The 22,170-nt window shown below is 71.7% G+C and carries 18 protein-coding genes; 14 read left to right on the forward strand and 4 right to left on the reverse strand.

Annotated features, from left to right (window positions below; genetic code table 11):
* Positions 1 to 140: 140 nt before the first annotated feature.
* Positions 141 to 1,463, reverse strand: a complete 1,323-nt coding sequence (locus tag ABT171_RS11790; protein ID WP_351242436.1) for a putative hexosyltransferase — start codon at positions 1,461 to 1,463, stop codon at positions 141 to 143.
* A 260-nt stretch (positions 1,464 to 1,723) separates the two neighbouring features.
* Here ABT171_RS11790 and ABT171_RS11795 point away from each other — a divergent pair, with 260 nt between their 5' ends.
* Both ABT171_RS11795 and ABT171_RS11800 read left to right on the forward strand, forming a co-directional pair.
* Positions 1,724 to 3,331: an MFS transporter gene (locus tag ABT171_RS11795; RefSeq protein WP_351242438.1), complete on the forward strand. Its 1,608-nt coding sequence runs from the start codon at positions 1,724 to 1,726 to the stop codon at positions 3,329 to 3,331.
* An 88-nt stretch (positions 3,332 to 3,419) separates the two neighbouring features.
* On the forward strand, positions 3,420 to 4,610 hold the full coding sequence (locus ABT171_RS11800; protein WP_351242440.1) for an acyl-CoA dehydrogenase family protein: 1,191 nt from the start codon (positions 3,420 to 3,422) through the stop codon (positions 4,608 to 4,610).
* 37 nt (positions 4,611 to 4,647) lie between these two features.
* On the opposite strand, the gene ABT171_RS11805 is transcribed toward ABT171_RS11800, so the two are convergent.
* Both ABT171_RS11805 and ABT171_RS11810 read right to left on the reverse strand, forming a co-directional pair.
* Positions 4,648 to 5,085: a cell division protein SepF gene (locus tag ABT171_RS11805; RefSeq protein WP_351242442.1), complete on the reverse strand. Its 438-nt coding sequence runs from the start codon at positions 5,083 to 5,085 to the stop codon at positions 4,648 to 4,650.
* 341 nt (positions 5,086 to 5,426) lie between these two features.
* Positions 5,427 to 6,368 (reverse strand): ABC transporter substrate-binding protein, encoded by a 942-nt coding sequence (locus tag ABT171_RS11810; RefSeq protein WP_351242444.1) that lies wholly within the window; start codon positions 6,366 to 6,368, stop codon positions 5,427 to 5,429.
* A gap of 376 nt (positions 6,369 to 6,744) precedes the next feature.
* Between ABT171_RS11810 and ABT171_RS11815 the strand changes: the two genes are divergently transcribed.
* From ABT171_RS11815 to ABT171_RS11860, 10 genes are all read left to right on the forward strand, one after another.
* Positions 6,745 to 7,602, forward strand: coding sequence for an amino acid ABC transporter permease (locus ABT171_RS11815; protein WP_351242446.1), 858 nt, complete (start codon positions 6,745 to 6,747; stop codon positions 7,600 to 7,602).
* A complete protein-coding gene (locus ABT171_RS11820) occupies positions 7,599 to 9,359 on the forward strand; it encodes an FAD/NAD(P)-binding protein (protein ID WP_351242448.1) in 1,761 nt (586 codons plus the stop codon). Before ABT171_RS11815 ends, ABT171_RS11820 begins: the two co-directional genes overlap by 4 nt.
* Positions 9,356 to 10,117: an amino acid ABC transporter ATP-binding protein gene (locus ABT171_RS11825; protein ID WP_351242450.1), complete on the forward strand. Its 762-nt coding sequence runs from the start codon at positions 9,356 to 9,358 to the stop codon at positions 10,115 to 10,117. Before ABT171_RS11820 ends, ABT171_RS11825 begins: the two co-directional genes overlap by 4 nt.
* Before the next feature lie 2 nt (positions 10,118 to 10,119).
* A complete protein-coding gene (locus tag ABT171_RS11830; RefSeq protein WP_351242452.1) occupies positions 10,120 to 11,157 on the forward strand; it encodes an LLM class flavin-dependent oxidoreductase in 1,038 nt (345 codons plus the stop codon).
* Between the two features lie 24 nt (positions 11,158 to 11,181).
* The gene (locus ABT171_RS11835; RefSeq protein ID WP_351242454.1) at positions 11,182 to 11,964 is read left to right on the forward strand and encodes a DUF1684 domain-containing protein; all 783 of its coding nucleotides are present in this window, start codon (positions 11,182 to 11,184) and stop codon (positions 11,962 to 11,964) included.
* Positions 11,965 to 12,164: 200 nt separating this feature from the next.
* Complete coding sequence (locus ABT171_RS11840; RefSeq protein ID WP_351242456.1) at positions 12,165 to 13,067, forward strand: S1 family peptidase; 903 nt, start codon at positions 12,165 to 12,167, stop codon at positions 13,065 to 13,067.
* Between the two features lie 328 nt (positions 13,068 to 13,395).
* Entirely contained in the window at positions 13,396 to 14,478 is a 1,083-nt protein-coding gene (locus tag ABT171_RS11845; RefSeq protein WP_351242458.1) for a S1 family peptidase, read from the forward strand.
* A gap of 189 nt (positions 14,479 to 14,667) precedes the next feature.
* The gene (locus tag ABT171_RS11850; protein ID WP_351242460.1) at positions 14,668 to 18,111 is read left to right on the forward strand and encodes a DNA polymerase III subunit alpha; all 3,444 of its coding nucleotides are present in this window, start codon (positions 14,668 to 14,670) and stop codon (positions 18,109 to 18,111) included.
* A complete protein-coding gene (locus ABT171_RS11855; RefSeq protein ID WP_351242462.1) occupies positions 18,108 to 19,115 on the forward strand; it encodes a DNA polymerase Y family protein in 1,008 nt (335 codons plus the stop codon). Before ABT171_RS11850 ends, ABT171_RS11855 begins: the two co-directional genes overlap by 4 nt.
* Positions 19,116 to 19,267: 152 nt before the next feature.
* Complete coding sequence (locus tag ABT171_RS11860) at positions 19,268 to 20,131, forward strand: esterase/lipase family protein (RefSeq protein ID WP_351242464.1); 864 nt, start codon at positions 19,268 to 19,270, stop codon at positions 20,129 to 20,131.
* Between the two features lie 340 nt (positions 20,132 to 20,471).
* Here ABT171_RS11860 and ABT171_RS11865 read toward each other — a convergent pair whose 3' ends face one another.
* Positions 20,472 to 21,092, reverse strand: a complete 621-nt coding sequence (locus ABT171_RS11865; protein WP_351242466.1) for a TetR family transcriptional regulator C-terminal domain-containing protein — start codon at positions 21,090 to 21,092, stop codon at positions 20,472 to 20,474.
* Between the two features lie 57 nt (positions 21,093 to 21,149).
* On the opposite strand from ABT171_RS11865, the gene ABT171_RS11870 reads away from it, so the two are divergent.
* Together ABT171_RS11870 and ABT171_RS11875 are read left to right on the forward strand one after the other, a co-directional pair.
* Positions 21,150 to 21,599 carry an ester cyclase gene (locus ABT171_RS11870; RefSeq protein WP_351242468.1) on the forward strand — a complete coding sequence of 150 codons (450 nt, stop codon included), beginning with the start codon at positions 21,150 to 21,152 and terminating at the stop codon, positions 21,597 to 21,599.
* Entirely contained in the window at positions 21,596 to 22,090 is a 495-nt protein-coding gene (locus tag ABT171_RS11875; RefSeq protein ID WP_351242470.1) for a DUF3237 domain-containing protein, read from the forward strand. The genes ABT171_RS11870 and ABT171_RS11875 overlap by 4 nt, the downstream gene beginning before the upstream one ends.
* The last annotated feature ends 80 nt before the right edge of the window (positions 22,091 to 22,170 follow it).

A 22,170-nucleotide genomic window follows, 5' to 3' on the forward strand; every position in this document is an offset into this window, starting at 1 on the left:
CCAGCGATTCCGCAATCCTGTGACGCTGTTCTCTTCAATTCCTTTGATCATGCCGGGCGTTCTTTATATGGCGCTTATGAATGCGTTAACCGGGTCCTGGTGCTGAATTCTCCGGTGCGTCACCGGCAGGCGAATGTCGATCATGGTGGACCGGAACCGTTCAGCCAGAAGGCCCCGTAGGCCGCCGAAGCGACCGCCAGCGCGGTCGTGACCAGCATGAACCGGAGTGGACGCAGTCGGGCGAGGGAACAGGCGAGCGGCAGCAGCAGGGGGAAGGCGGGCACCAGCAGTCGCGGCTTGGAGCCGAAGTAGCTCGACGCGCACAGGGCGAGTGCGAGGACGAACCCCGTGTAGACCAGCAGTTCGACGGGCTGGCGCCGGCGCACGCCGGTCAGGTACAGCCACAGCAGCAGGGCGACCCCGGCGGTCAGGCCGACGCCGGCCAGGGCGGACGGAAATGATGTGAACTTGTGGGCCACGAAGCGCGCGAATGCGTAGCCGCCGTCGAAGCCATTGCGCCATCCGGCCTGGACGTCCAGGTATCCGAGCGGCCCCTTGCCGGTCCGCTGCCCGACCCACAGCACGTAACCGGCGGCTCCGAGCGGCGCGATGAGCATGCCGAGGGCGACCCGGCCGCGCGGGGCCACAGGAGTGGCCGCAGCGGCTGATGGTGTGAAAGAGGTGGCAGGGGCGTGAGAGGTGGCGCCCTCGGTTTCCCGCGCGCCGCTCGGATGCTCGGGGGCGTGTGTGCTGTCGAGTGCGCTCGATGGGTGCGCCGGGGCGTGTGCTTCATCGGGTGCGCCGGGTGCGTGCATCGCGCTCCGGCCCCGCACGAACGAGATCACGCCCGCCGTCCACACCGCCGCGACCACCGCCGCCCCCACCGGCCGGGTCAGCCCCGCCAGTGCGGCCAGCGTGCCCGCGGTGACCCAGCGGCCGGTCAGCAGCGCGTACAGCGACCAGGCCGCCAGCGCCGTGAACAGCGACTCGCTGTACGCCATCGACTGCACGATCCCGACCGGCAGCACCGCCCACAGCAGGACGGCGCAGAGCCCGGCCCGGGGGCCGTACACCCGGTCGGTCACCGCGAAGATCCCGCAGGCCGCGGCGAGCGAGGTGAGCACGCCGACCACGAAACCGGCGTCCGCGTACGACAGCGGCAGGGCCGCGTGCAGCAGCCGCTCCAGCCAGGGCAGCAGCGGGAAGAACGCCAGGTTGGAGTGCACGTCGCCGTTGGGCAGCCGCACCTGGTAGCCGTACCCCAGTGCGGCGACCCGCGTGTACCAGAGCGAGTCCCACCGCGCGGTCAGCAAGGTGTACGCGCTCTTGCCGCGCGCGGCGCTCCACACCGCCAGCACCAGCAGCCCCAGGGCGCGGACCGCCGCGTAGCCCAGGAGGGCAGGCGCCGCCCGGCGCAGCAGCGGTGCGCCGGGTGGAGCCGCGCGCGTGTCAAGATCGGTCACGGTTCGATTATCGACCGGCGGTGGAACCGGACCGGACCCCGGGGCGTGGTCAAGAGGGAGCGACGTGGCGTACGCCACACGGGTTCCGTCGAGCGTGTGAGAGGTCCGCCACGTGCCCCCGTGCCGAACTCGCGTACGCTGACGAGTCAGCCGCGTGGGTTCGCGCGGGCCGGAAGACACCGCTCCTCTCCGGCCGTACGACAGGGGGTCCCCACCCCGTCGGTCCGCCCCAACGCGAGGCTCATCTGGGAGGTACGTACATGTCCGGGACGACCACGGCTGCCGTACGGCCGTGCCGTCGGACGGCCGGGGCCGGTGCCAACCGCTGGGTCGTCCTCGTCGTCCTCTGCGTCAGCCTGCTGCTCGTCGCCCTCGACGCGACCGTGCTGCACGTGGCGGTGCCCGCCGTCACCGAGGACCTCAAGCCAGGCGCCATACAGCTGCTCTGGATCGTCGACGTCTATCCGCTGGTCTGCGCCTCGCTGCTGATCCTCTTCGGTACCCTCGGCGACCGGGTCGGGCGCAGGCGTGTCCTGCTGCTCGGCTACGGTCTGTTCGGGGTCGCCTCCGCCGTGGCGGCGTTCGCGCAGACGGCCGAGACGCTCATCCTCGCCCGCGCGCTGCTCGGCGTCGGCGGCGCCATGATCATGCCGGCGACCCTGTCGATCCTGCGTCAGGTCTTCCCCGACCGGCGCGAACGCGCGCTCGCCATCGGCATCTGGAGCGCGGTGGCCGCCGTCGGCGCGGCCGTCGGACCGCTGCTCGGCGGGTTCCTGCTGGAGCACTTCTGGTGGGGCGCCGTCTTCCTCGTGAACATCCCGTTGATGCTGGTCAGCCTCCCGGTGGGCCGGATTCTGCTGCCCGAGTCCCACGGCGACCGCGGCGGCCCCTGGGACGTCATCGGTGCCCTGATGGCGGCCGGCGGTCTCTTCGGTGTCGTCCTCGGGGTGAAGCGGCTGGGCGGCGGCGAGGCGCCGGCGAGCCCCTTCACCGTGCTGCCGCTGCTGGCCGGCGCGGCCCTGCTGTTCTTCTTCCTGCGGCGGCAGCGGCGGCTCCCGCATCCGCTGGTGGACCTGCGGATGTTCCGCCGGCCCGCGTTCAGCACCTCGGTGGGCTGCATCGTGCTGGCCATGCTCGCGCTCGTCGGACTGGAGCTGATCGCCGCCCAGTACCTGCAACTGGTGCTCGGGCTCTCCCCGCTGCGGACCGGCCTGAGGCTGCTGCCGCTGACCATCGCGGCGATGGCGGCGGGCCTGGCGGGCGCGCGGCTGCTGCGCCGCTTCGGACCGCGCCGGATGGTCTGCTTCGGCTTCTGCCTGACCGCGGCGGCGGTCGGCACGCTCACGGCGATGGGCGGCACCGACAACGCCCCGCTGCTGCTGTCCGGCTTCGTCCTGCTCGGCTTCGGCCTGGAGACCACGCTCTTCGGGGCGTACGAGTCGATGCTCAGCGAGTCCCCGGCGGACCAGGCCGGCGGGGCGGCGGCGATCGGCGAGACGTCGTACCAGCTCGGCGCGGGCATCGGCATCGCGCTGCTCGGCAGCGTGATGAACGCGGCCTACGCCCCCGGTCTGCGCTCGGTCCCGGGCGTCCCGCGGCACGCCTCCGACGCGGCGGGCCACTCGCTCGGCGAGGCCTACGACATCGCCGGACGCCTCGGCGGTCCCGCCGGGGCGGCGCTGCGCCGGGCCGCGCGGGACTCCTTCGTGCACGGGCTGCATGTGACGCTGCTGGTGAGCGCTGGCCTGTTGCTGCTGGGCGCGCTGATGGCGCTGCGGCTGCCGCGGGTCATGCAGTGCGGGGAGCCCGCGGCGGCGGTGGAGCTGCCCGCACCGCGGGAAGTGGCCGAGCCGCGCGTCACGGCCTGACGGACTGGACGTGCGGCCCACTGCACCGTAACGTCGGCCCCAAAATGTAACTAGCGGTGCTAGTTTCTTGTGTGCCGGAGGGTGTCCCATGTCCGCGTCCTCGAAGTTGCCCCCCTTCGATCCCGCCGACCCGCTCGGGATCGACGACCTGCTGGAACCGGAAGACCTGGCCGTGCGGGACACCGTGCGGGCCTGGGCGGCGGACCGGGTGCTGCCGTACGTCGCCGACTGGTACGAGAAGGGCGAGCTGCCCGGCATCCGGGACCTCGCGCGCGAACTCGGCTCCCTCGGCGCCCTCGGGATGTCGCTGACCGGATACGGCTGCGCGGGTGCGACGGCCGTGCAGTACGGCCTGGCCTGCCTGGAACTGGAGGCGGCGGACTCGGGCATCCGGTCGCTCGTCTCCGTGCAGGGTTCCCTCGCCATGTACGCGATCCACCGGTTCGGCAGCGAGGAACAGAAGCAGGAGTGGCTGCCGCGCATGGCGGCCGGCGAGGTGATCGGCTGCTTCGGGCTGACCGAGCCCGACCACGGCTCCGACCCCGCCTCCCTGCGCACCCACGCCAAGCGCGACGGCGACGACTGGATCCTCAACGGCCGCAAGATGTGGATCACCAACGGATCGGTCGCCGGGGTCGCGGTCGTCTGGGCCCAGACCGAGGACGGCATCCGCGGGTTCGTCGTGCCCACCGACCGCCCCGGCTTCTCGGCGCCCGAGATCAAGCACAAGTGGTCCCTGCGCGCCTCCGTCACCAGCGAACTCGTGCTGGACGACGTACGGCTGCCCGCCACCGCCGTACTGCCGGAGGTCACCGGACTGCGCGGACCGCTCAGCTGTCTGTCCCACGCCCGGTACGGCATCGTCTGGGGCGCGATGGGCGCGGCGCGCAGCAGCTTCGAGGCGGCCCTGGAGTACGCGAAGACGCGCGAGCAGTTCGGGCGGCCCATCGGCGGCTTCCAGCTCACCCAGGCCAAGCTCGCCGACATGGCGGTCGAACTGCACAAGGGGATCCTGCTCGCCCATCATCTGGGGCGGCGGATGGACGCCGGCCGCCTGCGTCCCGAGCAGGTCAGCTTCGGCAAGCTCAACAACGTCCGCGAGGCCATCGAGATCTGCCGTACGGCGCGGACGATCCTCGGTGCCAACGGGATCTCCCTCGAATACCCCGTGATGCGGCACGCGACCAATCTGGAATCGGTGCTCACCTACGAGGGCACCGTCGAGATGCACCAGCTCGTGCTGGGCAAGGCGCTCACCGGGCTCGACGCCTTCCGCTGATCCCCGTCAGCAGGCAGGGCCGGTGAGCGGCCCTGCCTCAGCTCTGGTTGAAGAAGCCGTCCTCGCGGTGGGCGGACGCCTCACCGCTGATGATCTCCGTGTCGGCGGGCGTCAGCAGGAACACCCGGTTGGACACCCGGTCGATCGAGCCGCGCAGGCCGAAGATGAGCCCCGCCGCGAAGTCCACCACACGCTTGGCGTCGGCGGGCTCCATCGCGGTGAGGTTCATGATGACCGGGACGCCGTCCCGGAACAGCTCGCCGATGGCGCGGGCGTCCCGGAAGCTGTCCGGGGTGACCGTGCCGATCCGGCGGCCCTTCTCCTCGGCCGTGTCCGCGGCCACCTTCACCCGGGGGTCCGTGACCCAGGCGTCCCCGGACTCGGTGCCCTCGGAGTACTCGTCGTCGTAGTAACGCTCGTCATCGTTGTCGTCGACGAGGCCGAGCCACGCACTCGCCTTGCGTACCGATCCCATGGACGCCTCCTCTCACAGCGGTCTTTCTTGCTTTCCGCATCCCTATGGTCATCCATGATGCGGACGGCGCGCCAAGTGGATAGACGCCGCGCGGGGGGTTTGTGACGGTACTGGTGCACAGGCGATCCGTCGAGAACCCTTGTACCCCAAGGGTCCTGACACATACGGCTGCTGACTGAGAGTGAAATATGATTGTCGGCGGCGGATGGGTGATGATCGGTGCGTCCGGGTGAACGTCAATCTCGTACCACATCACGAGGGATCGTCGTGTGCGGAATCGTCAGACTGTGCGTTGATCGTGACGGAATATGGTCGGTTCTCCTCTCGGTCCTGACGGAGGATCAGGCCTGGCGGCCCGCTTGGCCCTTCAGCTCCGGCGGGTTGATCCGGGACTTCCCGATGGCCGAGCCCGTCGTGCCCCACTTCTTCAGGATCCTGGCGTAGGTGCCGTCGGCCAGCAGTCTGTTGACCGCCGCCTGGAAGGCCGGGGCCAGACCGGTGCCCTTCTTGAAGGCGAACCCCACGTCCAGGCGGTGGTACTCGTTCAGGAACTTCAGTCCCGGCTGGTGGGCCACGGCGTAACGCAGGCCGTTGATCGTGGACATCACGATGTCGCTGCGGCCCTGCTGGACGGACGACCAGATCGCGCTCTGCTCCGAGTACGTCTGCACCTGGTACGCCTTCTTGCCCGCGTCGGCGCACACGTGCCTGTTCTCCTGCAGCGTGGCCTCGAAGGTGGTGCCGGCGCCGGTCGCCACGTTCAGGCCGCACAGCTGCCGGAGGTCGGTGATCTTCGTCAGCTTGCTGTCCGCGCGAGTGGCGAAGCCCTGGCCGTCGTTGACGTAGGTGACGAAGTCGATGCTCCTGCGGCGCTCGTCCGTGACGCCGAAGTTGCTCGCGCCGAAGTCGTACTTGCCGCTGCCCAGCGCGGGCAGGATGGCCTCGAAGCTCGCCTGCTCCACCTTCAGTCTGATGCCGAGCACCTTGGCGACCGCCTTGGTGAAGTCGACGTCCTGGCCGGTCAGTGTCTTGCCGTCGGACAGGTAGGTGGTGCCGGGCGGAGTGCCGCCGACGCTGATCGCGACGGTGAGGCGGGTGGTGCCGGCGGGCAGCAGCTTCGCCGCCGCCTCGTCCTTCTTCTCCGCGGAGACGACATCGGTGGCGGGCACCGGGTCGGCCTTGGCCGCCACCGCGGACGTGTCCGTCCCGCCCGAGCCGCAGGCGGTGAGGAGCAGGGCGGCGGACGTAATGCCGATGAAAGGTACGAAATGACGCGTGCGCATCGGTGGCGATCTCCTGGGAGCAGACAGGGTGGCGGAGCCCGAGGGGAGGGGTACGCGTGTGAAGGCGAGGAAGGAGAGGGAGAGCGCGAGTACGCCGCCCGAAGGGCAGGCGCAGGCAGGGGGTCAGCTCAACACGAAGAGGACCACACGCGACCGAAGTCGATGTGGGAGCGCGTGACCAGCCACTGCTGTGGATGCATGGGCCAAGTGGAACAGGCATCCGGTTCCGCGTCAACTTGCCTGAGACGGAAGGCTCATAGTTCGGACAGCCTTGACAGCGGCGGGAAACGCCCACGTACTCTCGACGGACGGCCCTGCTGAGGGGCTCGGCCGTGTGAAGGCGCCACCCGACCATTTCGTGTCACGGAGCCTTCGCATGTCATCCGACACCCTCGCGCAAGCCCCCACCGCGGCCGGCATTCCCGAGCCGGCGGACACCCCGCGGATCGTCCCGCGGCGCCGGTACGGCCAGTGGGCCGCAGCCGTCGCCGTCCTCGCGCTGCTCGGCCTCGCCGTCAACTCCGTCCTGCACAACCGGGCGTTCCAGTGGGACGTCGTCGCCGACTACTTCACCACGGACTCCATCCTGCGCGGTCTGTGGCTCACGCTGTGGCTGACCGCGGTCGTGATGGTCCTCGGCTTCGCCCTCGGCACCCTGCTCGCCGCCCTCCGGCTCTCCGCCAACCCGGTGCTGCGGGCCGTGGGCTGGGGCTATGTGTGGCTCTTCCGGTCGATCCCGATCCTGGTGCAGCTGCTGCTGTGGTTCAACATCGGGGCGCTGTACCCGCAGGTGTTCGGGGTGAAGACCGTCAACCTGCTCACCCCGGTCGCCGTCGCGATCACCGGACTCACCCTGCACGAGGCCGCCTTCGCCGCCGAGGTCGTCCGGGCCGGCATCCTCTCCGTGGACCGCGGGCAGATCGAGGCCGCCCAGGCGCTCGGCCTGAGCCGGTGGCGGCGCTGGTGGCGGATCGTGCTGCCGCAGGCCATGCGGTCCATCGTGCCGCCCGCCGGGAACATGCTCATCGGCACCCTCAAGGGCACCTCGATCGTCAGCGTCATCGCCGTCAACGACCTGCTGTTCTCGGCCCAGTTGATCTACCACCGCACCTATCAGGTCATCCCGCTGCTGATGGTCGCGACCCTCTGGTACGCGGTCGTCACCTCAGTTCTCGGCCTCGGCCAGCACTACATCGAGAAGTACTACGCGCGCGGCACGGAGAACGCCCGATGAGGCCGCAGCTGGTGATCGTGGGAGCCGGGCCGCGGGGGACCGGCCTCCTGGAGCGCATCGCCGCCAACGCCCCCGAGCTGTACGCCGGTGCCGGCCTGGACGTCCATCTGGTCGACCCGTATCCGCCGGGCGGCGGCCGCATCTGGCGCCAGGCCCAGTCGCCGCTGCTGTGGATGAACTCGCACGCCGAGGACGTCACCATGTTCACCGACGAGACGGTGGCCATGGACGGCCCGGTGCGCGAGGGCCCCACCCTGCACGAGTGGGCCGGGCTGGACGGCAGCACCTTCGCCGACCGGCAGCTCCAGGGCCGCTATCTGCGCTGGGTGTACGACCAGGCGCTGGCCGCCCTGCCGCCGGGCGTCACCGTCCACCACCATCCCCGGCGCGCCCTGCGCGTCACCGGCCCGCGCGAGGGCCGCCAGCAGGTGTGGCTGGCCGGCCGCGCGCGCCCCCTCCTCGCCGACCTCGTGGTCCTCGCCCTCGGCCACCTCGACGCCGAACCCGACGACGAGCAGGCCGCGCTGGCCGCCTACGCCCGCGCACACGGCCTGGTGCACCTGCCGCCCGACTTCACCGCCGACAGCGACCTGTCCCCGCTGGAGCCCGGCGAACCCGTCCTCGTACGGGGCTTCGGGCTGGCCTTCGTCGACCTGATGGTGTTGCTCACCGAGGGGCGCGGCGGGCGGTACGAGGGCGACGCGTACCTGCCCTCCGGCCGGGAGCCCGTGCTCTACGTCGGCTCCCGGCGCGGAGTGCCGTACCACTCGAAGATCGGCTACGACTGGACCGGCGACCGGCCCCCGCTGCCCCGCTTCTTCGGCCCGGCCGAGGTGGACGCCCTGCTGGCCCGCCCGGCCGGCTTCGACTTCCGGCGCGACGTGTGGCCGCTGGTGGAGAAGGAGCTGGGCTTCGCCCACTACCACCGGCTGTTCACCGCCCACACCGAGCGTACGGCGATGGCCTGGGCCGACTTCGAGGAGAAGTACGCCGCCGCGAGCGGCTCCGCCGAGGTGCGGGCGCTGGTCGCCGCCGCGGTGCCGGACCCGGCCGACCGGCTCGACCTCGCCGCGCTCGACCATCCGCTGGACGGCGTGCGCCACGCGTCGCACGAGGACTTCCAGGACGGCTTGCGGGCCTATGTCGAGGCGGACCTGAGCCGCCGTCACGACGCCTCCCACAGCGCGGACCTCGGCGTCTTCCTCGGGCTGCTCTCCGTCTACGGGCAGCTCGTGCGGCTCGGGAACACCGGCCCCTGGTGGCACGGCTTCTTCAGCTACCTGGCGTCCGGGCCGCCCGGACCCCGGCTGCGGCAGATGCTCGCGCTGTCCCGGGCCGGGCTGCTGAAGTTCGTCGGCGCCGACATGAGCGTCACCGCCGAGAACGGGGTGTTCCGGGCCGCCAGTCCCACCGTGCCGGGCTTCTCGGTCGAGGCCCGCGCACTGGTCGAGGCCCGGCTGCCCGAGCCCACCGTCGGACGGGCCCGCGACAGCCTGCTGCGCGAACTGCACACCGACGGCGCCGCCGAGACCCCCGAGGGGCTGCTCCGGGTCGATCCCGGCGACGGCCGGATCCTCGACCGGGCCGGCCGCCCGCATCCCCGGCGCTTCGCGCTCGGCCCCTACACCGACGCCCGCACCCCCGGCGCCTTCACCCGGCCGCGCACCGGCGGGGCCGCGTTCCGGCAGAACGACGCCACCGCCCGGGCGGCGCTGGCCTTCCTGAGCGCCTCACACACAAAGGAACTCGCGCGATGAGCGTCATGGTCGACATCAGGTCCGTGCACAAGAGCTTCGGCCCGCTCGACGTCCTCAAGGGCATCGACCTCCAGGTGCGCACCGGTGAGGTGACCGTCGTACTCGGCCCCTCCGGCTCCGGCAAGTCCACGCTGCTGCGCGCCGTCAACCATCTGGAGAAGGTGGACCGGGGCGAGATCAGCGTCGACGGCTCGCTGATGGGGTACCGGCGCGCCGGGGACAAGCTGTACGAACTGCCCGAGCGCGAGGTGCTCCGGCAGCGCACCCGGATCGGGTTCGTCTTCCAGAACTTCAACCTCTTTCCGCACCTCACGGCCTTGGAGAACGTCGTCGAGGCGCCGGTGTCCGCGCTGAAACGGCCCCGGAAGGAAGCGGGTGCGGCCGCCCGCCGGCTGCTGGAACGGGTGGGGCTCGGCGACAAGGCCGACGCCTATCCACGGCAGCTGTCCGGCGGGCAGCAGCAAAGGGTGGCCATCGCGCGGGCGCTCGCCCTGGAGCCGAAGCTGCTGCTGTTCGACGAGCCGACCTCGGCGCTCGATCCCGAACTGGTCGGCGAGGTCCTCGACGTCATCCGGGACCTGGCGGACCGGGGCACGACGATGATCGTCGTCACGCACGAGATCGCGTTCGCCCGCGAGGTCGCCGACACGGTGGTGTTCATGGCCGACGGCAGGATCGTCGAGCAGGGCCCGCCGGGTGACGTGCTCGGCGCTCCGCGGCAGGAGCGGACCCGGGCGTTCCTGGCGAAGGTGCTGTGAGGATGGGTGCCGCTGCCCGCCGCCGGCTGCTGTGTCTCGCCGCCGCCGTCGACGTGCCGGGCTGCGTCGGTGCCGAACCGTACGTCGAGCTGGTCCGGCTCGCCGAGCGCGGCGGGCTGGACTTCGTCACGCTGGACGACTCCTCCGCCGGGCCCGGGCCCGACGCGCTCGCCGTGCTGTCCCGGGCGGCGCCCGCGACCCGGCGCATCGGCCTGGTCCCGACCCTCACCACCACCCACACCGAGCCCTTCCGGGCGCAGGCCGCCGTGGCGACGCTGGACCGGGTCAGCCGGGGGCGGGCCGGCTGGCGGATCGAGGTGTCCGCCGGGGCGCGGTGGGACGAGGCGGGCGAAGTCGCCGAGGTGTCCGCCAGGACGGGGGACAGCTGGGAGGACGGCACGGGGATCCGGGACGCGCCGGCCGGCCGTTTCCCGGACCGGGACGAGCCGCACCCCGGCGGCTTCACCGGCGGCGCCTCCTCGGTCCGGGGCCCCTCCACCGTGCCCCGGCCGCCGCAGGGCCGCCCCGTCCGCGTGGTCGACGCCACCGAGGCCCAGGCCCGTACCGTCGCCGCCCGGTACGCGGACGTGGCCCTGATCCGCGCCGCGACCCCGGCGCAGGCCGCCGCCGTACGCGGGGAACTGCGCGAGCGGGCCGCCGGGTCCGGACGGGACCCGGACACCCTGCGGACCCTGGTGAGCCTGCTGGTCGACCTCGGCGACGGAGAGTACGCGGCCGAGCCCGGACACGGTGGCGGCGGCCCGCGGCCGACCGTGCGGGGGCCGCTGTACCGGGGCGGCCCGGTCGCCCTCGCCGAACTGGTCGCGGGCTGGCACGCCGACGGTGTCACCGACGGCTTCCACCTGGTGCCCGTCGAGCCGCGCCGTGACCTGGAGCGGCTGGTCAACGGCACGGTGGCGGTCCTCCAGCACCGCGGCCTGTTCCGCACCTTCTACCCGGGCAGCACCCTGCGCGAGCACCTGGGCCTGGCCCGGCCCGCCCACCCGTACGCCCTTCCGTGCCCGGCAGGGAAGGGTTGAACACCGATGAGAGGAACCTGCGGCATGACGACGGACGCGCCCGAGGCGTGGCAGCGGTGGCACGAGCAGCGCGCGGAGAAGGTCTCGGCGCCCTACGGACCGCTCGCGCTGGTGGCCACCCACTGGATCGAGGACCATCCGGACGGGCGACTTCCGGACATTCCCGGGACCTGGGTGGCGGATGGGGACGGGGTCGTGCTCACGGCCGCCGAGGCCGACGGACTGACCGTGGACGGGCGGCCCTTCGCGGGCGGGGTCCGGCTCGCCGCCGACCTCGGGCCGGAGGCCGGACCACGGGTCGCGCTGGCTGAGAAGCGGCTGGTCGTGCTGGTCCGCGAGGGCGTCTGGGGCGTGCGGGTCTACGACCCCGGGTCCGAGGCCCGGCGCGCCTTCAAGGGCATCGAGGCCACCGCGTACGACCCCCGCTGGTCGGTGCCGGGACGGTTCACGCCGTACGACGGCACGCGCACCGTGCGGGTCGGCAACGCGGACGGGCGCGAGCGGGGGCTCGCCCTCGCCGGTGAGCTGGCCTTCGCCCTCGCCGGCCGGGAGCTGACGCTGCAGGTCGCCCAGCAGGGTGACGGGCCGCTGTGGGCGGTGTTCGCCGACGCCACCAGCGGCGACACCAGCTTCCGGTTCCGTTTCCTCCACCCGCCCGCACCGGACGCCGAGGGGCGTACGACCGTCGACTTCAACCGCGCCCAGCTCCCGCCGTGCGCCTTCGCCGACCACTTCCTCTGCCCGTTCCCGCCGCCCGGCAACACGCTGGACGTGGCGGTCGAGGCGGGCGAGCGCACGCTGACCTGATGTCAAGACGCTGCTGCGTAAGAGTGGTTTAAAGTCGGACGGCCGAAAGGCACTCTTGTGGCGGCCGGTCGTTCGGCCGAATACTCCCCCTCAGCGCTTGTCAGGGCATGCATGTTCGGAATCCGGCCACAGACCCTGGCTGCGACTCACGGGCCCCGACCCCACGCGGGCCCCCGACTTCCCCCAGGAGGGAACGACAAGTGAGGATCAAGCGCACTACTCCCCAACGCGGCACGGCGAGACGGACCCGGCTGATCGCCGTGGCCACCGGCCTCCTGGCCGCAGCGGCGTTCGCCGCCCCCACCGCGAACGCCAGCGACGACGGCCACACGTTCAGCGCCGCCCAGCTCAGCAAGGTCGACGACTCCGTCCTCAAGGCCGACGTACCCGGTACGGCCTGGGCGGTGGACAGCAAGACCGACCGCGTCGTCGTCACCGTCGACAGCACGGTGTCCCAGGCCGGCATCGCCAGGATCAAGCGGCAGGCCGGCGCCGACGCGGGCGCGCTCACCATCAAGCGCACACCCGGCAAGTTCAGCAAGCTGATCAGTGGCGGTGACGCCATCTACGGCGGTTCCTACCGCTGCTCGCTCGGCTTCAACGTGCACAGCGGCAGCACCTACTACTTCCTGACCGCCGGTCACTGCGGGCAGGTCGCCTCCACCTGGTACAGCAACTCCAGCCACAGCACGGTGCTCGGCACCAATGTCGGCTACAGCTTCCCGGGCAACGACTTCGCGCTCGTCCGGTACACCAACTCCTCGGTGTCCCACCCGAGTTCCGTGGGGAGCCAGTCCATCACGAGGGCGGCCACGCCGTCCGTGGGCACGACCGTCTACCGGCGCGGCTCCACCACCGGTACGCACAGCGGCCGGGTCACCGCGCTGAACGCCACCGTGAACTACGGAAGCGGTGACGTCGTCTCCGGGCTGATCCAGACCACGGTGTGCGCCGAGGGCGGCGACAGCGGTGGTCCGCTGTACGCCGGTACCGTGGCGTACGGGCTGACGTCCGGGGGCAGCGGTGACTGCACCTCCGGCGGTACGACGTTCTTCCAGCCGGTGACCGAGGCGTTGAACTACTACGGAGTCACGCTGCCGTAGCGAGTCCGGCTCCCGCTTCCTCGAAGTCCCCGCACGCGCGGCGCGTGCGGGGACTTCTGTCTGCCCGAAGCGGGGGTGGAGAACAAGCCATGCATTGTCGTGACGTTCCGCTGCGGCGCCCTTGCACGTTGTGTTTGCAGTGCGAATTTCTGGGCGTGACCGTGGTCAGTCAATCCAGTGGGGGGTGCGCAAGCCCTCGGTGTGCGCGTCCTGAAGTCAACCTTGTGTGCTCCCCGCGCCGTTCGGAAGAGTAGGCGCTCGTCAACCAGCCTTCCGGCCCGCCGAGTCCCCACAACCGGCGAGCCGACCCCCCACAGGAGGACGTGAGTTGAAGCACCGACGCATAACCGGGCGGCGGGCCGCCCTGGCCGGGGCGGGAATTGCCGCACTGGTCGCCGCGGGTGTCACCTTGCAGAATGCGAACGCCAGCGAGCCCGTGAAGTCCGCTCCGCAGGCGCGGGTTCTGTCCGCTCCGGCGGCTGGAAACCTCGCCTCGACGCTGCTGAAGAACCTCGGCTCCGGCGCCGCCGGCAGCTACTACGACGCCCAGGCCAGGAGTCTCGTCGTCAATGTGCTCGACCAGGGCGCCGCGAAGGCCGTCGAGGCGGCCGGGGCCAAGGCGAGACTCGTCACCAACTCGCTGGCCGCACTCGACGGCGCCCGGACGACGCTGAAGAAGGACGCGACCATTCCGGGGACGTCGTGGGCGATCGACCCGGTCAGCAACAAGGTCGTCGTCACCGCCGACAAGACGGTCTCCGGCGCGCGGTGGGCCAAGCTGAGCAAGGTGGTCGGCGGACTCGGCGGCAAGGCCGAGCTGAAGCGGTCGAAGGGGGAGTTCAAGCCCTTCATCGCCGGTGGTGACGCGATCAGCGGGTCGGGCGGGCGGTGCTCGCTCGGCTTCAACGTGGTCAAGGACGGGCAGCCGTACTTCCTGACCGCCGGGCACTGCACCGCGGAGATCTCCAGCTGGGCCGACTCCAGCGGCAAGGAGATCGGGCAGAACGCGGAGTCCCACTTCCCGGGGACCGACTTCGGCCTGGTGAAGTACACGTCGCAGGTGGACCACCCGAGCGAGGTCGACCTGTACAACGGGTCCACGCAGAAGATCACCGGGGCCGCCGAGGCGACGGTCGGGATGAAGGTGACGCGCAGTGGGTCGACGACCCATGTGCACGACGGTACGGTCACCGGGCTGAACGCCACGGTGAACTACCAGGAGGGCAGCGTCAGCGGTCTCATCCAGACCGATGTGTGCGCCGAGCCCGGTGACAGCGGCGGCTCGCTGTTCTCGGGGAGCAACGCCATCGGACTGACGTCCGGGGGCAGCGGTGACTGCACCTCCGGCGGGGAGACGTTCTTCCAGCCGGTCACCGCCGCACTGTCCGCCACGGGAGCGAAGATCGGCTGACGCGTTCGGCTGCGCCGCGTTCCCGGAGCCCCGTCCCCCTGTGGGGGCGGGGCTCGCGGTCTGTTTGCGCAGGTGAGGGGCGCCCTCAAGGATGTCGTACACATGTTCGGGAATGGGGGTATGGTGGGGGTGGAAGTAGGGAACTGATGTTCGAGAGCTGTTCGGGGCTCGCGAGTGCGGGAGGTGCGTGTGCCGGGCTTCGCGCATCTGCACACCGTCTCCGGGTTCTCCCTGAGACATGGGGCATCCCATCCGGAGCGGCTGGCCGAGCGCGCCTCGGAGCGGGGGATGGACGCCCTCGCCCTCACCGACCGTGACACCGTCGCCGGCGCGGTGCGCTTCGCCAAGGCCTGTGCCGGGGTGGGGGTGCGTCCGGTCTTCGGGGTGGATCTGGCGGTGGCCGAGGCCGAGGCCGAGGCCGTACGGCAGGCGCGGCGGAAGGCGCCGGTGCGGGGTGGGGCCTTCGTGGACGAGTCGGCTCCGCGTGCGGTCTTTCTCGCCCGGGACGGGGCGCGGGGGTGGGCCGAGCTGTGCCGGATCATCACGGCGGCGCACGCGGGAGGGGGTGTGCCCCTGCTGCCCTGGGCGGACCAGCGCGGCGACGGTCTGACCGTGCTGCTCGGCCCGGGATCGGACGTCGGGCGGGCCCTCGCCGCGGGGCGTCCCGACCTGGCCGCGAAGCTTCTCGGGGCGTGGCGTGAGGTCTACGGCGACGCGCTGCGGCTGGAGGCTGTGTGGCACGGTCGTACGGGTACGGGCCCCGGGTCCCTGCGGCTGGCCGCCCGTACCGTCGGGTTCGCCGCCGAGCAGGGAGTGCGGCCGGTGCTCGGCAACGCCGTCCGGTATGCCGATCCCGGCGCGGGGCCGGTCGCCGATGTGCTGGATGCCGCCCGCCGGCTGGTTCCGGTCGACCCGCGCGGGGAGCTGGACTCCGGGGAGGCGTGGCTGAAGGACGCGCGGGCGATGGCGGAAGCCGCCGAGCGGGTGGTGGAGGCCGCCGGGTACCGGCGGGACACCGCCCTGCGGCTGATGGAGCAGACCCTGGCCACGGCCGAGGAGTGCCGGGTCGACCCCGAGGGGGATCTCGGTATCGGGAGCGTGCACTTTCCCGAGGCGCATCTGGTGGGCGCCGGCCGCCGCACCGCCCAGCGGGCCCTCGCCTCGCGGGCGGTGGCGGGGATGGTACGGCTCGGGTACGGCGGGAAGCGCGCGTACTGGGAGCGGATGCACCACGAGCTGGACATCATCGCCCACCACGGCTTCGCCTCCTACTTCCTCACGGTCGCCCAAGTGGTCGACGACGTACGGAAGACGGGGATCCGGGTGGCTGCCCGCGGTTCCGGCGCGGGCTCCCTCGTCAACCACCTCCTGGGGATCGCGCACGCCGATCCGGTCGAGCACGGGCTGCTGATGGAGCGCTTCCTGTCCAAGGAGCGCGTCGTGCTGCCGGACATCGACATCGATGTGGAGTCCGCGCGCCGGCTGGAGGTCTACCGGGCGATCATCGACCGGTTCGGCACCGAGCGGGTCGCGACCGTGTCCATGCCGGAGACCTACCGGGTGCGGCACGCCATCCGGGACGTGGGCGCCGCCCTGTCCATGGACCCGGCCGAGATCGACCGGATCGCCAAGTCCTTCCCGCACATCCGGGCCCGGGACGCGCGGGCCGCGCTGGCGGAGCTGCCCGAGCTGAAGCGGCTCGCGGGGGACCTTCAGCGGGACGGGGCGCGGTACGGCAGGCTGTGGGAGCTGGTCGAGGCGCTCGACGCCCTGCCGCGCGGAGTCGCCATGCACCCGTGCGGGGTGCTGTTGTCCGACGCCTCGCTCCTCGCCCGTACGCCGGTGGTGCCGACCAGCGGTGAGGGGCTGCCGATGTCGCAGTTCGACAAGGAGGACGTGGAGGACCTCGGGCTGCTCAAGCTCGATGTGCTGGGTGTGCGGATGCAGTCGGCCATGGCGCACGCGGTCGCCGAGGTGGAGCGGGTGACCGGGGAGCGGATCGAGCTGGACGCGGTGCCGGAGGGGGACCCGGAGACGTACCGGCTGATCCGGTCCACCGAGACGCTGGGGTGCTTCCAGATCGAGTCGCCGGGGCAGCGCGATCTGGTGGGACGGCTGCAGCCGAGTACGTTCCACGATCTGGTCGTCGACATCTCGCTGTTCCGGCCCGGGCCCGTCGCCGCCGACATGGTGCGGCCGTTCATCGAGGCGCGGCACGGCCGGGCGCCGGTGCGTTACCCCCACCCGGACCTGGAGGAGTCGCTGAAGGGGACGTACGGGGTCGTCGTCTTCCACGAGCAGGTCATCGACATCGTCGCCATCATGACCGGCTGCGGGCGGGGCGAGGCCGACCGGGTGCGGCGCGGCTTGTCCGAGCCGGAGTCGCAGGGGCGGATCAAGGTGTGGTTCGCACAGGCCGCGGCGGCTCGGGGCTACAGCGCGGAAACGATTCGGCGGACCTGGGAGATCGTGGCGGCGTTCGGTTCCTACGGGTTCTGCAAGGCACACGCCGTCGCCTTCGCCGTACCGACGTACCAGTCGGCCTGGCTGAAGGCGCATCACCCGGCCGCCTTCTACGCCGGGCTGCTCACGCACGACCCCGGGATGTATCCGAAGCGGCTGCTGCTGGCCGATGCGCGGCGGCGCGGGGTGCCGATCCTGCCGTTGGACGTGAACGGGTCCGGGGTCGCCCACCGTATCGAACTGGTGTCCGAGTCGGGGGTATGGGGGCTGCGGCTCGCCCTCTCCGATGTGCACGGCATCAGCGAGGCCGAGGCCGAGCGGATCGCGGACGGGCAGCCGTACTCCTCGCTGGTGGACTTCTGGGAGCGGGCGCGGCCCAGCCGTCCGCTGGCGCAGCGGCTCGCGCAGGTGGGGGCGTTGGACGCCTTCGGCGCCAACCGGCGGGATCTGCAGCTGCATCTGACCGAGCTGCACCGGGGTGCCCGGGTCGGTGGCGGCGGACAGCTTCCCCTGGCCGGCGGGCGCAGGACCGCCCCGGCCGGTCTGCCGGACCTGACGTCGGCGGAGCGGCTCAGTGCCGAACTGGGCGTGCTGTCCATGGACGCCTCGCGCAATCTGATGGACGACTACCGCACGTTCCTGGACGAGCTGGGCGTGGTCTCCGCGCGCCGGCTGCGCGAGCTGCGGCACGGCGAGACGGTACTGGTCGCGGGGGCCAAGGCGGCCACCCAGACCCCGCCGATCCGCTCCGGCAAGCGGGTCATCTTCTCCACTCTGGACGACGGCACGGGCCTGGTCGATCTGGCGTTCTTCGACGACTCGCACGACGCCTGCGCGCACACCGTCTTCCACTCGTGGCTGCTGCTGGTGCGCGGCGTGGTGCAGCGGCGTGGACCGCGCAGCCTGAGCGTGGTGGGTTCGGCCGCCTGGAACCTCGCCGAACTGGTGGAACTGCGCACCGAGGGCGGCCTGGACGAGGTGGCGGCGCGGCTCGCGCAGCCGGCGGCCCGGGCCGCGGACGGAGATCCGACCGGCGGCCGGCGGATCCAGCTGCCGACCGGATACGAGATGCATCCGTGGGCCGATCTGCGGCCCGCGGGCCAGGAGGCCGCACAAGCGCCCTCGGCGATACGGAAGTTGTGGCACCAGAGTCCGGGGAGTGCGGGATGACCATTCTCTGCGTACGTTTCCAGCTGCCGCCGATGTACGAGGCGGCCCTGCCGGGACTGCTCGGCCTGCTGGAGGAGTTCACCCCGGTCGTCGAGGCGCTGCCCCCGGACGGGGCGCTGGCCGATCTGCGCGGTGCCGAGCGGTACTTCGGGCGCAGCGCGGTGGAGCTGGCCTCGGTGATCCGGGTGCGCGCCCTCGCGCGGTACGGCGTCGACTGTGCGATCGGCGCCGGTCCGGGTCCGATGCTGGCCCGCGTGGCCCTGCGCGAGGCCCGGCCGGGGGTGACCTGCGCGGTGCCCGAGGACGCCGTCGCCGAGTTCCTCGCCGACAAGCCCGTCGCCGCGCTGCCCGGGGTGGGGGCCGCGACCGCCCGCACCCTCGGCGAGTACGGCCTGGACACCCTGGGCCTGGTCGCCGCCGCGCCGCTGTCCACGCTCCAGCGGCTGATCGGCGCCAAGGCCGGCCGCGAGCTGCACGAGAAGGCGGGTGGCGTCGACCGGGGCCGGGTCGTGCCGAACGCCGTCTCGCGGTCACTGGCGACGGAACGCGCCTTCGGCCTCGACGAGCTGGACCCCGGCCGGCACCGCAGGGCGCTGCTGTCCGCCGCCGAGGAACTGGGCGCCCGGCTGCGCGCGGTGCAGAAGATCTGCCGCACCCTGACCCTCACCGTGCGCTACGCCGACCGCTCCGCAACTGTCCGCAGCCGCACCCTGAAGGAGCCGACCGCGCACTCCGCGGCCCTGACGAAGGCGGCCTACGGCATGTACGAGGCGCTCGGCCTGCAGCGCGCCCGGGTCCGCGCGCTCACCCTGCGCGCCGAGGACCTGGCCCCCGCCGAGCAGGCCTGCCACCAGCTCACCTTCGACCCCGTGGACGAGAAGGCCCGCCGTATCGAGGAGGTCGCGGACCGCGCGCGGGCGAAGTTCGGGCCCAGGGCGGTGATGCCGGGGGCGCTGGGGCGCGGCGGCGGCGCCACGTCGGTCAGTTGGCCCAGGGCGGCGTGATACGGGCGCCGTGGTTAGCGCTGGAAGTTTTTACTGACGCGTAACTTCTCACTGGCGCTACTCGCTCGTAACTTGACAAGTGAACAGCATCCTCGTGATCCGGATCACAGGGTAAGGCCCCCACCTCCCTTGAGCCGCAAGGAGATCACACGATGCTGCCCTGGAAGCGCGTGCTCAGACCCCTCGCCGCGCTGCTCCTCGCCACCGCCGTCGCCGCCGTCCCGGCCGCCACCGCCCACGCCGCCGACGCCGCGCCCAGCAGTGGATGGAACGACTACTCCTGCAAGCCCTCAGCCTCCCATCCCCGTCCGGTCGTCCTGGTCCACGGCACCCTCGGCAACTCGATCGACAACTGGCTGTCCCTCGCCCCGTATCTGAAGGACCGCGGATACTGCGTCTTCTCCCTCGACTACGGCCAACTGGCCGGAGTCCCCTTCTTCCACGGCCTCGGCCCCATCGACAAGTCGGCCGAGCAGCTGTCCGCCTACGTCGACAGGGTGCTCGCCGCGACCGGCGCCACCCGGGCCGACCTCGTCGGCCACTCCCAGGGCGGCCTGATGCCCCGCTACTACCTGAAGTTCCTCGGCGGAGCCGACAAGGTCAACGCCCTCGTCGGCCTGGCCCCGGACAGCCACGGCGCCACCCTGAGCGGCCTCACCAGCCTGCTGCCGTACTTCCCCGGCGCCGGCGACCTGATCAAGGCCACCACCCCCGGCCTCGCCGACCAGATCCCCGGCTCCGGCTTCCTCACCAAGCTCAACACGGGCGGCGACACCGTCCCCGGGGTGCACTACACGGTCATCGCCACCAAGTACGACGAGGTGGCCACCCCGTGGCGGAGCCAGTACCTGAGCGGCTCGGACGTCCACAACGTCCTGCTCCAGGACCTGTGCCCGCTCGACCTCTCCGAGCACGTCGCGATCGGCCTGTTCGACCGCATCGCCTTCCACGAGGTGGCCAACGCGCTCGACCCGGCCCACGCCACCGCCACCACCTGCGCGTCGGCCTTCAGCTGACGTGCCGCCGGGGCCTGTCCGACCTGAGCCGCCGGACAGGCCCTGGAACCCTCACCGGCGCTGCGCGTGGGGTGATCCGAAGCTAGCCCCGAGTGGCCGCGAGATCGGCTGCCGGAGGCGGGTGGACGGGATTCTTATGGTGCCGTTAAGGCCGGACTAACCGAGGGCTCAGGAAGGGGAGCGGGAACCCGGTGGCCCGCCTGCGTCCGAGCAGCGCGACTGTCCGCGTCGGTTCGGGTCCGTTCGCCGCCGGACGCCTCGGTTGGCTCCCCGGTTGGCTCCCGGCGGCGCGAGCAGCCAGCTGCCTCGCCAGGCCGCCCGCCTCGCCGGTGATCATTTCTCAGCCGGGCGCGCCGAGCGGCGCGAGGAGGCTGTCGACGACGCGGCGGACCTTCGCGGCCGCCGTGTCGTCGCCCAGGCGCATCGCGGTGTTCGCGGCGGTGAGCACGGCGTCGATCTGGAACGCTGTGAGGTCGGCATCGAAGCCGGCACTCGTCCCCGCATCATCGACGGCGTGTCGCAGCTCGGCGGCGATGCGGTCGCGCCAGGCCCGTTGCTGGCCGGCCAGCATGTCCCGCACCGGGCCCGGCCGGCTGTCGAACTCGGGCAGGTTCGCCGCCCAGAAGCAGCCGCCCGGGAACAGCGGCTGCTCGGCGTAGGCGAGCCAGTGCTCGACCAGGGCGCGCAGCCGCTCGGCGCCCCGGGGCCGGGCCAGCGCGGGGCGGATCACGGCCTCCTCGAAGGCCTCGCGCGCCGCCTCGATCACCGCCAGCTGGAGCTTCTCCTTCGTGGCGAAGAGCGTCTGGATGCTGCTCTTGCCCACGTTCAGATCCGTCGCGAGCCGACCGAAGCTGAGCCCGTCGAGCCCCTCCAGCGACGCCGTGTCGACGGCGTGCCGCACGATCGTCCGTCGCGACCGCAGACCTCGAAGCAGGCGCCCGTCCTGCACATCCTCGCTCACCGGCCTCATTGTGCCACCCCCTTGCAAAAAACGTACGTACGACCGTACGTTTTCTGCGTGGACACCCATCAGATGTTCGAACTCGCCCAGGCACTGGCGCACGCCAAGAGCCGTCAGGACCTGCCCGCGGCGCTCCGGCTCCTGCACCAGGACGTACTGCTGGAGTCGCCGCCCTTCGGCACCAGGGCCCGCGGCCTGCCCGACAATGAGAAGGCGCTGGCACGCTTCTTCGCGTCCTTCCCCGACTACGAGGTCACCCTCGACGGGCACGCCGGCAACGACGACACCCTGGCCTGCTGGGGAACGGCACGCATGACCATGACCGGTGACCGGTTCGGCGTGACGCCCAACGGCAGGCGCGCCGAACTGCCGGTGTTCCTCCAGTTCACCTTCGCTGACGGCCTGATCGCCGGCGAGCGGTTCTTCCTCGACCTCGCGGAGCTGTGCGCCCAGTCGGGCGTCTCCACCGACCAGGTCCGGCACACCCTGCTGGGAGGCAGCGCATGACCCCCGACCCCCGCACGAAAGCCTTCGGCGAGATCACCACGCGCCACCTGTTCGACCTCGTCATCGACCTGAGCCCCCGACTGGACTTCGGCACCGGCCCGCTCGGCCGCAGAACCCTCTTCGGCGACACGGGAGGCACCTTCCACGGACCGCGCCTGCACGGCGACGTGCTCCCGATCGGCGGCGACTGGGCGCTGCTCCGCCCCGACGGGACGCTGTCACTGGACGTGCGCCTCACCCTGCGCACCCACGACGGCGCCCTGGTGTACATGACCTACGGCGGCCGCTGGGTCACCCCGCCCGGACTGCGGGCCGACATCGCCGATCCGGCCAAGAGGTACGACATCGACCCGTCCCGGTACTACTTCCGCACCAACCCGCTCTTCGAGACCGGATCGCAGGAGTACGCATGGCTGAACGACATCGTCTGCGTCGGAGCGGGTTACCTCATCGAAGGCGGGATCGCCTACAAGGTCGCCCAGGTCGAATGAGCGCCGAAGCCCCATGACTCCTCGATCCGGCGGACCCGGCGGTCCGTTCGGACACGCGGGTACTCGGATGGCGCTCAGGC

The organism is Streptomyces sp. NPDC001851, from assembly GCF_040297165.1.
Classification (GTDB): Bacteria; Actinomycetota; Actinomycetes; order Streptomycetales; family Streptomycetaceae; genus Streptomyces.